Consider the following 14896-nt stretch of genomic DNA (forward strand, 5'->3'; position numbering starts at 1 on the left):
CTGTATTAATGTTTTACAGCACTAAAGATCTGATTAGTCTGCAAAATGAGCTCGTTCTTTCCCCTTAATGTTCTTTATCACCTTATATCCTTGCTTAGAGCACGTACAGCTCGTGCAGTTTCACATTGTAATGCTTTTTGTGCTAAAATTTTCATATCTTCAAAACTATGAGTCTGTAAACACGCCTTTACTGGAGAAATATCGCAAGATATCATAGAAAGCTCATTAATTCCCAATCCAGTCAAAATCATTGCACCAAAAGGATCTCCAGCCATACCACCACATACACTAACCCAACACTTATGTTGTGCAGCTCCCTGAATAGTCTGATAAATCATACGCAAAACTGCTGGATCAAGGCTATCAGCTTCAGACACAAGGTACGGATTTTGCCGATCAACAGCCATTGTATACTGTGTTAGGTCATTGGTTCCAATTGAAAAAAAATCAACATGGGCGCTCAATACATCTGCCATAATGGCCGCTGCTGGAACTTCGATCATAATACCAAGTTTTAATTTTGGTGCATTAATATCGTTGCGGATTTCTTCTGCAATCTTTTTTATAGCGACAATCTCTGAAACAGACATGACCATCGGAAACACAATCCATAGATCTCCACCCTCTTTTGCCGCTCGATATAAAGCACGTAATTGAGGCACAAAAAGATCACGTCGACGTAACAAAAGCCGCGTTCCTCGAACACCTAAAAAAGGATTGTCCTCTTTAGATAAATGTAAATGCGTAACCTGTTTATCTCCACCAATATCAAGTGCACGAATAATTAATGGCTTATCTCCTACAGCTGTAATCATCGCCCGATATATATTAAATTGTAGCTCTTCATCCGGAATATATGGATTCTCTAAAAACAAAAATTCCGTGCGCATGAGTCCAACACCTTCAGCCCCTAAATCAAGCGCAACAGGAACCTGATTTGCGTAGTTGACATTAGCCATGATACGAATTCTTTGACCATCTGTCGTTTGCGCTGGTAATCTACATGCATTTATTTCACTGACACGTTTTTGCGCAACAGTATCAATATGCCTTTGAGCATCTTCAACGTCTTCAAGCGTAGGATCAAGATAAATAAACCCGTTATCGCCATCAATAATAGCCTGAATATCAGACTGAATTGCTAAAATATCATCACCTGTAGCAACAACCATTGGAATACCAAGAGTACGCGCCAAAATAGCTGTATGAGATAATGGACCTCCCCATGCTGTTGCTAATCCTTTTACCCTTGTACAATCAAGTTGTGCTACATCAGAAGGAGAAAGGTCATTTGTAACCAGAATTACACCATGTGGAATATCATTTAAAAAGAACGATCTATAGGATGGATTGATTTCACCTAAAACACGTCGACCAACATCAACTAAATTAACAGCACGTGCTGCTAACAAAGGATTATCTACCTTAAAAAACATATCTGAAAATTGACGAACCGCTCTATCCCAAGACCAAGCGACACCATGACCTTCCGCTATAAAACGACAAGCTTGAGCTATTAAATTTTCATCTTCAAGCAAAACCATTTGCGCAGAAAAAATCGCAGCAGAATCTGCTCCCATACGCACTGTAATATCAGAAATCACAGATGCCATTTTATGTTTTGTTTTTGTAAGAGCATTTTCAAGACATGCTGCACCAGCTGCAAAATCAATTGGCTGATCTATTATGGAAATATCATTTTGCCTTAAAACAAAAATCTTACCAAATGCTAATCCTGAACTCGCTCCAACACCAGAAATGCCTTTTTGCATAGAGCGTGGATACCAACCATGAAAAGCCTTTGTTTGAGATTCCATTGCTCTCATCAGACATTTTTCACTAATACTCACTTTTTTTGCAATAGCAATGGCATCATTGAGAAGTTGTGCTCCTTCTGCAGCATCTGTAGAAAAAATCAGAACATCACCATTTTTTGCTCCTAATTGCAATAAACCAACCAAATTTTTCATTTCAACGGTATATTGACCATGGCGAACTCTGATAGAGTTTTGAGCCTTTTTCGCAAAATCAACCCATAGAGAAGCTGGTCGTGCATGAAGACCACTTGGATAATCTAAAGTCCATTCCTGACACACCGAAAGGTCACCAATAAAAGTTTTTTCTATCTTCATCTCTTGGTCAAACAAAGTTGTAACAATTTGCTGTTTGTCCATAGTTGTTGCAAGTACTTCAAGCTGTTTTTTATCAAATAAAAGAGACGTCAATTTTTTACAAATTTCTCTATAGCGATCTGGACACGCTGCAATGGCAATAACCAAATATGCTTTCTTGCCATCCTGCCACTCAACACCAGCAGGCACCTGTATAACAGCAACAGCATCCTTGATAATTAAATCACGATTTTCAGCCATACCATGAGGAATGGCTATACCATTTCCAAGCCAAGTATTGGTTGTTTCTTCACGTGCAAGCATACTTGCCAGATAACACTTATCAACTGCACCAACCTGCACAAGCAATTCAGCAGCAGCATAAATTGCATCATTTTTATGATCAAAAGCAGCTGAAAGTTGTACAGATCTTATAGACAAGATTTCACCATCAGTAAAATCTACATTCATTGTTTCTGCTTTCTCATATCTCATCATGAATTCAAATTGCCTCACATTTGAACACCAATATCTCTGATACATTCCTTTTCAAAGCTGCATTTCCCAAAATACAAGCTATAAATACCACCACAGCTCTCTTTATATTCTACAGAATATAGCTAAGTGAGGTGCTTAAATACCTCAATATAACCGATAAAACAATTAGATATTATTATCCACCTAAGTGCTTAAAACCATCATAAACAAGTCTGCCTCTTACTCTTTTACTTTACAAAGACAAAACCCCATTTTTTACAGCACCAATCACCTGAAAAACTATGCTTTCAAAATGCTCTCATTATCCTAAGTTATCCAACATAACTTTTCATTATTCTCCCTACAAGAAAGCATCCTTCCTAATCATCCGTAACTTCAGCTAATATTTTAATTGATTCCTCAAAGTTTATTTAACCTATTATCCCTCTTTATAAATTCATTACATAATTACAAATTGCTCCATGCAACTTATCATCTTTATTCCGTGCTACCCATCTCTTATGATATCAAACTCTCGATATATAATATTTATATATTTTAAGCTACACCTTTACTTCAATCAATATCGCAAATACACAATGCCCTCTGTCGCACATTTGCAAAGTACGACATCCCCCCCAAGCACCATCACCAACTACTAAAATCAAGAAAAACTCTACAAATAAGATAAATAAAGTAAAAAATGAAAAGCAATTATTGCCTTAACCCTAGCTCTTATGCTTGTTTATTTTCAACAATACACAATAATAGTGAAATCAGAAAAAATATTCTTGAAGGGCGCTGATTGCACGTTGGTTATTTTTATATCTTTAAACACCGTAATCCTTAAAAATATAATTTCACTCTCGATTTACCGAAAATTCCTTAATGCACGTCACTTTCAAAGTAGTTTTGACTACCTTCTTATGGATTTTTATCCCTATGTCTTTTTAAATGAATATCCCCACCTATCCACACTACCACCTAAAAACAGTATGACAACTCATCAATACCACAATGCCGATAAAAAGACCCATCTTTATCAAAATGATTACATCAATAATGCTCTCATTAAATTTCTCATAATTTTCTGAAAACAAACTGCTTCTCTTATAAGAAATTACTCAACGCTTCTTCATACATAAAAAGAAAGTCTCTCCTCACTGATTATTATACAGAAACTTATCAATAAACTCTATCATAATATCAATATGTTCAGTATTTAAATACTAACATAACAGCGCACAAACTTTTTCCCTCATTGAGAAAAGCCATTTCCCCAATTCTACCTTTTTATCTTCTACATTTATTATAGTACCAACGCAAAAAGGGAAAGATGAGATTCATCTTTCCCTTTGAATACTTATAAAACCACAACTACAATTCAATGAAATCCCGTTGATGGCTAGAGAGTGTTACAGATTACTCTGCTGCCTCCAGCATAGGAATGACTGAAACATAGGAACGATTACCCGCTTTGCGTTGAAAAGAAACCTTTCCATTTGATAATGCAAAAAGCGTATGATCTTTTCCAATACCAACATTGTTACCAGGATGCCAACGTGTACCACGCTGGCGAATAATAATATTTCCGGCAATAACGGTTTCACCACCAAATTTTTTAACGCCTAGACGTTTCGATTCTGAATCACGACCATTACGCGAGGAACCACCAGCTTTTTTATGTGCCATAGACGCTCTCCTTTAATCTTTCTTACTCTTTGATGCTACAGACGCTTTCTTCTGCGGCGCAGTCTTTTTTTCAACCGTTTTTTTAGCCGTCTTCTCAACAGAAGCAGCAGCTTTTGTTTCTTGTGGTGTAGTTTCTTCTTCTTTTATAGGTTTCGCAGCAACTTTTTTAGGTTTTGAACCACCCATTAAAATTTCTAAAACACGAAGCCTCGTAAATTCTTGACGATGGCCACGCGTGCGTTTAGAATTTTGGCGACGGCGCTTCTTAAATGCGATAACCTTGCGCCCACGTGCCTGTTCTAAAATCTCAGCTGTCACCAATGCATCAGCAACGACAGGGGTACCAATAACCGCATTACCTTCTTGCCCAACCATTAATATGTCATTGAATTCAACAACATCACCCGCATTTCCACTAACTTTTTCAACTTTTACCACTTGATTAGCAACAATGCGGTATTGCTTACCACCAGTTTTAATGACTGCGAACATTTTTTATCCTTCCGTTCACTCCAGCTCTTATTTAATTTCTGCCTTGAAATAAGGGAAAATAGGCTGCTTTTTATCAGTCGTAATAGATCCCAAAGAAGGATAAAACCTTCTTCAACACAAATATGCGCAGATTTCCCCACGCTTATATTTTGTATATATGAAGGAATTTCTATTCTCTGTCAATAAAGTCCCATAAAAAAGAAAAAAAGGTTGTACCAAAAACAATTGAAGGTTATCTACCCCTTATACACTCAAATAGTGCCGATTTTTGTTTCACTTTATTATGGAGAGATGGCTGAGTGGTTGAAAGCACCGCACTCGAAATGCGGCATAGGGGCAACTCTATCGGGGGTTCAAATCCCTCTCTCTCCGCCACAGTTTATAAAGCGATATTATTAAAACTGTCTTTAATCGTAGCTTTCCGGTTGTAGCTTGTCAGCAGGTTTTGTACCAATTTATTTTTTTCGAAGGATTTTAAGGGGGGGCTCAAAGGGTCTTCAAAGACCTCTCAAAGGTCTTTATCGTTTTTGCGAATAAATTCTCATTTTTACAATTTTTGCACTTTTTTGATTTTCTGTTACATAAATCTAATCCAGATAATAAGAGAAGGCATAGTAAAATTAAAGAATTATCTCATATTTCTCCTCCTTCTACTTTTGCTTAGTTAGTACAAAACCTACTGTAAAATTATATTATTTTGCACGTCTTGCTTGAATATGTGCTAGCAACCCTAATGTTGAACTATCACGATTATCCGCTTTACTTTCTCCACGAAGAATTGGTAGTAACTCGTTTGCTAATTCTTTACCAAGCTCAACACCCCATTGATCAAATGAATTAATATTCATTAAAATCCCTTCAACAAAAGTACGATGTTCATAAAGCGCAATAAGACGACCGAGTGCAAAAGGTGTTAATAAATCCTGAACCAGCGTAATGCTGGGACGGTTTCCTTTAAAACTTCTATGAATAGCTAAATAACCTGCTTCACGTTCATCAACTCCATTTTTTATCAAGATATGCTGAGCATCTTCAATACTACGCCCCTTCATCAAGGCTTTTGACTGTGCTAAACAGTTTGCTAGCAACATCTCATACATAGAATGTAAATTTTTCTCATGCCCTTTTATAAATAAAATAAATTCTACAGGAATAACATCTGTTCCTTGATGCAGAAGCTGAAAAAAAGCATGTTGACTATTTGTTCCTGAATCCCCCCAAACAATTGGACCACTTGAAAAACTTAATGGTTTTCCATCCAGCGAGACTTGCTTACCATTTGATTCCATATCAAGCTGTTGTAAATAAGCTGGAAAATGTATTAAACGCTGTGCATAAGGAATGATAGAACGTGATGAATAACCACAAATAACACGATGCCAGAATCCTAAAAGAGCAAAACGAATAGGAATATTTTTATGCAAAGGCATTGTTTTAAAATGTTGGTCCATTTGCAATGCACCATTGAGAAATTGGCGGAAATTTCCACCACCTATTGCAAACATAACAACAAGTCCAATGGCTGACCAAATTGAATAACGTCCTCCCACCCAATTCCAAAATTTAAAAACTCTTGTGGAATCTATGCCAAATTCTGCTACTTTATCAAGCGCACTTGAAACAGCAACAAAATGCGTACCAATGGCTTCTTCTCCTAAATGTGAACAAATCCACTGACGTGCAACTTGAGCATTGACCATTGTTTCAGCCGTTGTAAAAGTTTTAGAAGCAATGACAAACAGCGTTGTTGCTGGATTCAAAATAGAGAGAGTATCAGAAATATGGGCACTGTCAGCATTAGAAACAAAATGACACTGTGGACCATCATGATAAGGTTTTAAAGCATATGTGACCATTGCAGGACCAAGATCAGAACCACCAATACCAATATTGACAATATCACTTATTCTCTCGCCACTGTTTCCCTTATAGCTGCCATCACGCACCTTTTCAGAAAATCTTTCCATATCTTCAAGGACGTCTTGAATATCGCGAATAAGATTATGACCATCCAACATGAAAATTTCATCAGCAGGTAAACGTAACGCAATATGAAGAACTGAGCGTTTTTCAGTTGTATTAATAGCCTTACCAGAAAACATTGCGTCACGCCGGCCTAACACATCTGCTGCGACAGCTAAATCATCTAGAAGTTGCAATGTTTTAAATGTCACACCACATTTTGAAAAATCGAAAAGAAGATCATCAAGTCTGAGGGAAAAATGGAAAAAACGCTGTTCATCTTCTACAAAATGCCGACGAATATCATAGACCCCATCCTTTGCGGCATGGTTTCTTAAAGCTTTTAATGTGGCTTCAAAAGCCATTTCATTTCGAATCGAAAAGCTATCTCCCATAAGCTTATCCTATACGGTTATTGATAATGAAATCTATGCCCAAACAATAACAAAGCAGAAAGCATCTCCTTTATTGATCGCTATTTTCACTGCTCACATAAAAATGAAGGAATATACAAAATATAAAGTATAAGATCCGAAAATGATATTTTTACAAGAATAAACTTTCAAATCTTTTCTATCATATACATCATTTAACTTGATTGAGTTCTTTTATTAAGCGTAAATTTTCTTCTGCTTTTGGTCTTATAAAACGCCCTAAAAAAAGATAAACAACCGGTGTAACATAAAGCGTAAAAATAGTTGCTAAACCTAAGCCACCAACGATAACCCAACCTAAAGCTATACGAGCTTCTGCGCCAGCACCTTTGGCCAAAACCAAAGGAATACCTCCTAAAATGGCACAAATCATTGTCATACAAACTGGACGAAGGCGAATGTTTGCTGCTTCTTCTACGGCTTCACGCACGCTTCTTCCCTGATCGCGTAATTGATCTGCAAATTCAACAATGAGAATACCATTTTTTGCCATAACACCAATTAACAAAATTAATCCAATTTGGCTGTAAATATTAAGACTTACACCACTTAATAGCATAGCAATTACAGCACAACCAATCCCTAATGGGACAGTGGCCATGATAATGAATCCTGAAATAAAGCTTTCAAACTGAGCAGCCAAAATCAATAAAATAATCAAAAAGGCAATGCCAAAAACAATCATAAAATTGGAAGATGTTTCATTAAGCGTTTCGGCTTCCCCTAAAGGAACCAAGTAGGTTCCTTTCGATAACAAAGGAGAAGCAATTTTCTGTACAGTTTGGTAAGCTTCCCCTAAAGCAATATCTGGAGCAAGATTTGCGCTTAAAATAACAGCACTCATGCGTTTTTCCCGTTTTAGTTGGGGAGCAATAGCTTTTTCATGTAAACGCGCAATAACCGATAAAGGAACATATCGATTGTCTTTGGTTTTTAAAAAAATATTTTCTAAATCGCTAGGACTCTTCATAGAATTTGTACGCGATATCAATTTAACATCGTAAGAATGATCATCCACGTTAATGGAACCAATCTTTTTACCATCCAACATTGCTTGTAATGTATCGCCCAAATTCGTGATATCAATCCCTAAATCGGAGGCTTTTTTTCGATTGATTTCAATAAAAAATTGCGGTTGTGTTGCATCAACAGTAAGGCGTGGGCGAATAAAACGCGGATCATCTTGTAAAGCACTAACCAGCTTATCAGCAATGGGTTGTAATGTTGCATAATCATTGCCAAGAATTGCAAATTGCAACCCTTGCCCAGTTCCACTCACACCTAGAGAATTTCCCTGCGCAGCAAACACAAAAACTGCGGGAAACTGTTTAACCTTTGCATTAACATCTTTCACGATTTCTTGCTGACTACGTAAACGTTTATTCCAAGATGAAAGCAATAAAATCAAAAAAGCAGTATTGGGTGAACCTCCAATACCCGCGATAGAGTAACTGTTAGCAATCTCCCCTGCATCACGTAATGGCTGTAGACTTGCTTCAATTTGCTCTACCTGCTCGTTCAAATATTGTGTCGAAATACCTTGTGGTCCATTAATGACCAAAAAGATAAGAGCTCTATCTTCTGCTGGCGTTAATTCCTGTTGCAGTTTCATATAGCCCCCAATACAAAGCCCCCCAAAAATAAGTGAAGCAAAAACAACAGCCCAAGGTTTTTCTAAACACTTATGCAAACTGTACGTATATGCCTTATGAAAAAAAGTACCTAATTTATATAAAAAAGTAAAATAATGATGGGACTTTTCCTCTTTCTCCTCAATATGTTCTTTGAGAAAACGTGAAGCCAACATGGGACAAAGCGTTAAAGCAACAATTGAAGAAAGCAAAATAGAAATTGCCAAAACAAAACCGAATTCTCTAAAAAGTCCTCCAACTTGCCCAGGAAGAAAGGAAATAGGAACAAACACAGCCACTAATGTCAATGTTGTTGCTAAAACAGCAAAAAATACTTCACGTGTTCCTATCACCGCTGCTGCTCTGGAACCTAATCCCATGTTGCGCCACCGAACAATATTCTCAAGAACAACAATGGCATCATCCACAACAAGCCCTGTTGCTAAAACAAGTCCTAAAAATGTGAGAATATTCAATGAAAACCCTACAAGATAAATAGCTGCAATGGTACCAATCAAAGCGACAGGAAGAGATAAAGCAGGTATCAGCGTTACACGAATGTCTCTGAGAAAAAGAAAAATGACCAAGATAACGCTCAAAATAGCAATGACCAAAGCAACTTCAACCTCATGAAGAGCGCTTTTAATAAAAATTGCATCGTCATTAATAACGTCTATATTTACAGAAGAAGGAACAATACTTTTGAGATTATCAACAACGGCTCTCACACCTTCAGAAATATTAAGAGTGTTGGATTGTGCTTTACGCACGATACCTAATCCAATACCTGTCTTTCCATTGATACGAAGAATAACTGTTTCTATATCCGGCGATAAAGTAACATGCGCAACATCACCAAGATGCACATGAGGCTTTAAAACAACTTGTTCAAAAGATTCTGGTGTTGTTAAACGTGCAGTAGCACGTACAACTAAAGTTTGCTTAGAATTGCGTAATGACCCTACTGGCACATCTGTTGTCATATCAGCAAGAACACGTGAAATATCTGCTACAGTTAATCCATAACTTGCAAGTTTTGCTTGATCTATATCAATCTGAAAAATCTTTGTGCGAGCACTATCGACCTGTACATCACCAACACCATCAACAGCAGAAATAGCATCAACAATCTGATCGTTTACAATCGTGGTTAAATCATCAACACTCATTGTTGGTGACGTTACAACCAAATACATCATGGCAGCAGCATTCGAATCTGCTTTAATAATCAAAGGCAAATCCGCATCTTTCGGTAAAGAATAGGTAACACGAGAGAGAGCATCACGAATATCAGATGCAGCAACATTCAAATCAACACCGACATTAAAGTTAATCTTCACACGGGAGCGTCCAAAAGAAGACGTTGAAGAAATCGCCTTAACACCTGAAACACGAGAAACAGCATCTTCTATAATTTTTGTAACTTCACGATCAATTGTTTCCGCCGATGCACCAGAAAACATCGTCACAATCGTTGTTACGGGAGTATCAACATCGGGTAATTCTCTTACATCAACATTTAACCATGCTGCAAATCCTGCAATGATGATCATAGCATTCAAAACAAGAGTAAAAACCGGTCTGCGAATAAATAAGGTAATGAGACCACCTTGCTCCACCTTTGACGTAGGCTGTTTTGTGCTCAATTCTTGGCTCATTGTATATCCGTTCCATAACCTACTGATAATTGCTGTTGAAGAGACTTTGGATCATCAATAGTTACTTTACTTCCTGGATAAAGCATTTGCACCCCTTGAATGACAACTTGATCACCATTTTCTAGGGGAGCTTTCACGAAAACCTGATACGCTTTATGCTGAATAATTGTTACGGGAATAGACTCTACTTTTCCTTCTCTCACACGCCAAACGAATGATCCTTTACTATTCCATTGAACTGCAAGAGGATTAACGACAGGAAAAGAACCACCATGAAACTGCAAGGAAACAGAAAAGGACATACCAGACATGAGCGTATCTTTTTCATTATTGATTTCAACCTGAACATGAAGTGTGCGACTTTCTGGATCAACGATATTATCAATCGCATAAATATGACCAACAAAAGATCTATCTGGCTGCGCGATTAACGTTGCCGTTACCTCATCTCCTTTATGGATGCGCGACACATATCGTTCAGGGGCCCATATATCGACCAAAATACGTTCTCTATTCTCAATACGGCCTATTACAGTATTAAGGTCCACGTTATTCCCCGCATCAACGGGCAAAATACCAACAACTCCAGGAATCGGTGCTCGAATTGTTCGCCGATCGAGATCTAATTCAGCATTACGCAAAACTAAATTTGCGTTATCCAATTCTAAGCGTGCCATAATTTCTTGAACTTCCGTTGCTGTATTGCTGGCGCGTAATTTAAGAATGCGCGAAAGCGTTAACGCATTGTTATCACGTTGCACTTTTGCTTTTGCAGCCGCTATTTCTTCTTTTTTAGAATCAAGCTTTGCAATCACATCATCGGCTTGTACTTTTGTACCCGCTGATACAAAAAGCTTATCAATAACACCTGAGGATAAAGGGGTAAGCTCGACTTCTGCAAGAGCTTTTCCACTCCCAAGAACGTTAAGTTGTTCATAAAGATCTTGAACTTTTACAAGATCAACGACAACATTTACCGGTGGCCTTCCCATTTTTTCATTTGAAGCTTTATCCGATACTCTTGTTTTATCCACCATAGAAATGGGTTGGTCCGCACTCTTTTTTCCAGCCCAATAGGTAACCGTTAAAACAACGATTAAAAACACCAATGGAAAGCTCTTTTTTAATAACGCCATACATCCGCCCTTGCTGTGCCATCTTCATCTGAAATAGTTTTCAACAGTAATATCGGCGTTTTACACAAAAACCCAACAGCGGGTGTATATATCTTACCCCCACCGCAAAAAACACATCTCATCTCTGCTTGACTATCTTTCATAGATTAAAACGTCAAGTTAACTATCGTTCATATTGCTTTGTATGGTCATGATAAAAAAATGTTCATATCAAAACCAACTGAAGCCATAATATATTATATCTTTTTTTAAAATATCTCATAAAAAAGAGAAATTTTTTTTATTACTATCCAAGTTTCACTTGCATTTCTTTAATGAAACGATTAGGAACCCTTTGTCTTAGACAATGTAAAAAATTGAAATGTATGCACCCGTAGCTCAGCTGGATAGAGCACCAGACTACGAATCTGGGGGTCAGGAGTTCGAATCTCTTCGGGTGCGCCATCATCAACAATATCTTCTTATAAAGTCAGACTTTTTAAATTCTTTATTTTGTGATTTGTTATTTTGTATTTTGTCATTTCATTTTGTTGTGAGTCGTTTCTTTAGCCATTTTGCTAAAATAAGATGTTATGAGTCCTTCAATTCAGCTCTAAGGTGCTTTTATTAGCTTATAATCGTAGCGATTGCATGAGTAGCGTGTGTTGTTGTTTTCTTTTTTCAATCTATGCGCTTGTTTTTGGTCTCTTCCGGATTATACTCTCTACTCAGTTAGGTAATTTTTTACGTGCTTATTTCTAATTATTCCATAACTGGATGCTTCTGGATATTTTATTCCTAGCAGTCCCATCTTAAGAGGGACTTCAGATGTGCCGCCATAAATTCCGGTTTACCACCATGTGAAACTTTTTCAGTGTGTTGTTGGAAAGAATAAATAAACTACTTCTCAAACGTACTACTATGAAACACTTATGGTATCCATTAATATCATCAGCATTTGTTGCAAACCAAAGATTCTTTTTCCTAAAAAACAATAAAACTCTTCTTGTGCTTCTTTAGCATTATCTCTTGCATGGCATATCATCGATTTCTATGATATCTTAATATTTTTCTGTTCTCTATGAATTTTTCTAATTAATCCATGGAGTACAGATCCCAAACGTTAATAAAAGCTAAGTTTAAAGAATTTTTCCATGCCTAAAACTGATATTGAAATTGCTCGCACTGCTAAAAAGCAACATATTATTGAAATTGCACAAAAAATTGGTATCTCACATGAAAATCTCATTCCCTATGGTCATGATAAAGCTAAAATTTCTTCTGAATACATAAAATCGCTTAATAAAAATCCAGATGGTAAACTTATCCTTCTCACAGCTATCAATCCCACACCTGCCGGAGAAGGCAAAACAACAACAACAGTTGGACTAAGTGATGCTCTTAATCTTATTGGTAAAAAAACAATAGCTACCTTGAGAGAACCATCTTTAGGTCCCTGTTTTGGTGTAAAAGGTGGTGCTGCTGGTGGTGGTTATGCGCAAGTCATTCCAATGGATGATCTTAATTTACATTTTACCGGTGATTTTCATGCTATTACAGCTGCTCATAATCTTCTTGCCGCAATGATAGATAATCATCTTTATTGGGGAAACACTCTAAACATTGATCCACGTCGCATTGTTTGGAAACGCGTTCTTGATATGAATGATCGTGCATTGCGCGATATTGTCATTTCATTGGGGGGCATAACAAATGGTTTTCCACGCCAAACAGGTTTTGATATTACTGTTGCATCAGAAATTATGGCGCTTCTTTGTCTCTCTGAAAATTTAGAAAACCTTACACAAAGACTCAAGAAAATTATTGTTGCTTATCGTTATGATAAAACGCCCATCACCGTTGCTGATCTCAATGCGGAAGGTGCAATGGCAGTTCTTCTCAAAGATGCTATACAACCCAATCTCGTACAGACAATTGAAAATAATCCTGTTCTCGTTCATGGAGGACCTTTTGCCAACATTGCTCATGGTTGCAATTCAGTTATAGCAACAAAAACTGCTTTAAAACTTGCTGATTATGTTGTCACAGAAGCAGGGTTTGGAGCAGATCTTGGAGCAGAAAAGTTCTTCAATATCAAATGTAGGCAAGCAGGTATTGTACCAAATGCTACAGTGATCGTCGCAACTATTCGTGCATTAAAAATGAACGGTGGTCTGGATAAAAATAACCTGACAGAAGAAAATATTACCGCTTTAGAAAAAGGAGCTGCCAATCTTTTACGACACATAGAAAATATGAAGCACTACGGTATTCCTTGTGTTGTGGCTATCAATCATTTTGACAGCGATAGCGATGCTGAAATAAAAACATTACAAAAAATAGTTGCAACAACTGGACACAAAGCTATTATCTGTAAGCATTGGGAACAAGGTGGAAAAGGCGCTATAGAACTTGCACAAGAACTCGTTACCTTGATTGAAAAGCACGATTCTGATTTTAAAGTTCTCTATCAAGATGATATTCCACTCGTTCAAAAAATTAATTGTATTATAACAAAGCTATACGGTGGACGTGGCGCCATCATCCCAGCCCCTATTCTCAAACAACTTGAAACTTGGGAAAAAGAAGGTTTTGGCGTCTACCCTATTTGTATGGCAAAAACACCTTATTCTTTTTCTTCTGATCCCAAGCAATACGGCGCTCCTGTTGATTTTGAAATTCCCATACGAGAAGTTCTTCTCTGTGCGGGAGCCGGCTTTATTGTTGTCATTTGTGGAGATGTTATGACCATGCCCCGGGACTACCCCATTATCCCACGGCTGAAAAAATTCATCTTGACGAAAATGATCAAATACAAGGACTTTCATAAATTTATAACCGTAAATTCTATCATTCATTATAAAAAGCGTTTTATTATAAAAAAAATAGAATTTTAAAAAGCGATATAGACAAATGTCTTATTTATATGATATAAGCGTTTGTCCTTTTGGATATGCCTTTAAAAGGACGTAGGTTTTTTCCTATCATTTATGACACTGAAAAAAGCAGGATAGATAGTGCAAGTACTCGTTCGTGATAATAATGTTGACCAAGCGCTCCGTGCGTTGAAAAAAAAGATGCAGCGTGAAGGTATCTTCCGTGAAATGAAAATGCGTACTTATTATGAGAAGCCATCTGAGAAGCGTGCTCGTGAAAAAGCTGAAGCTATTCGTCGTACACGTAAGCTTGCTCGTAAGCGTGCGCAAAGAGAGGGTTTTGTTAGTAACGGACGGACTGTTGCGGTAAAGTAATATACTTTATAATATTATATAATTGCATAAGCAATAGATAGTAAGCTACTAGAAAATTTTATCTTCATAGGCG

At 37.2% G+C, this 14896-nt stretch carries 7 protein-coding genes, 2 tRNA genes and 1 pseudogene; 4 read left to right on the top strand and 6 right to left on the bottom strand.

From position 1 onward, the window contains the following. Positions 1-77: 77 nt before the first annotated feature. The 3 genes from ptsP to rplU form a co-directional block, all read right to left on the bottom strand. Entirely contained in the window at positions 78-2609 is a 2532-nt protein-coding gene (gene ptsP / locus ACFIK2_RS04350) for a phosphoenolpyruvate--protein phosphotransferase (protein ID WP_375676927.1), read from the bottom strand. A gap of 1401 nt (positions 2610-4010) precedes the next feature. Beyond that, positions 4011-4280, bottom strand: a complete 270-nt coding sequence (gene rpmA, locus ACFIK2_RS04355) for a 50S ribosomal protein L27 (RefSeq protein ID WP_100130483.1) — start codon at positions 4278-4280, stop codon at positions 4011-4013. A gap of 12 nt (positions 4281-4292) precedes the next feature. Beyond that, complete coding sequence (gene rplU / locus ACFIK2_RS04360; RefSeq protein WP_375629522.1) at positions 4293-4772, bottom strand: 50S ribosomal protein L21; 480 nt, start codon at positions 4770-4772, stop codon at positions 4293-4295. 285 nt (positions 4773-5057) lie between these two features. Between rplU and ACFIK2_RS04365 the strand changes: the two genes are divergently transcribed. Further along, positions 5058-5147 (top strand) — tRNA-Ser (locus tag ACFIK2_RS04365). Between the two features lie 317 nt (positions 5148-5464). Here ACFIK2_RS04365 and pgi read toward each other — a convergent pair. The 3 genes from pgi to ACFIK2_RS04380 all read right to left on the bottom strand — a co-directional run bounded on the left by pgi (position 5465) and on the right by ACFIK2_RS04380 (position 11593). After that, positions 5465-7129, bottom strand: a complete 1665-nt coding sequence (gene pgi, locus ACFIK2_RS04370; protein ID WP_375634032.1) for a glucose-6-phosphate isomerase — start codon at positions 7127-7129, stop codon at positions 5465-5467. A gap of 190 nt (positions 7130-7319) precedes the next feature. Next, the gene (locus tag ACFIK2_RS04375) at positions 7320-10457 is read right to left on the bottom strand and encodes an efflux RND transporter permease subunit (RefSeq protein WP_375642746.1); all 3138 of its coding nucleotides are present in this window, start codon (positions 10455-10457) and stop codon (positions 7320-7322) included. Further along, positions 10454-11593: an efflux RND transporter periplasmic adaptor subunit gene (locus ACFIK2_RS04380; RefSeq protein WP_375634028.1), complete on the bottom strand. Its 1140-nt coding sequence runs from the start codon at positions 11591-11593 to the stop codon at positions 10454-10456. Before ACFIK2_RS04380 ends, ACFIK2_RS04375 begins: the two co-directional genes overlap by 4 nt. A gap of 367 nt (positions 11594-11960) precedes the next feature. Here ACFIK2_RS04380 and ACFIK2_RS04385 point away from each other — a divergent pair. The 3 genes and pseudogenes from ACFIK2_RS04385 to rpsU all read left to right on the top strand — a co-directional run bounded on the left by ACFIK2_RS04385 (position 11961) and on the right by rpsU (position 14823). Continuing rightward, positions 11961-12037: transfer RNA gene (locus ACFIK2_RS04385), tRNA-Arg, on the top strand. Between the two features lie 689 nt (positions 12038-12726). Continuing rightward, a pseudogene (locus ACFIK2_RS04390) lies at positions 12727-14402 on the top strand (formate--tetrahydrofolate ligase). 187 nt (positions 14403-14589) lie between these two features. Continuing rightward, positions 14590-14823 (top strand): 30S ribosomal protein S21, encoded by a 234-nt coding sequence (rpsU, locus tag ACFIK2_RS04395; protein ID WP_375617550.1) that lies wholly within the window; start codon positions 14590-14592, stop codon positions 14821-14823. Positions 14824-14896: the final 73 nt, after the last annotated feature.

The organism is Bartonella sp. AP88XZML (genome assembly GCF_042195565.1).
In the GTDB taxonomy this organism is placed as follows: domain Bacteria; phylum Pseudomonadota; class Alphaproteobacteria; order Rhizobiales; family Rhizobiaceae; genus Bartonella.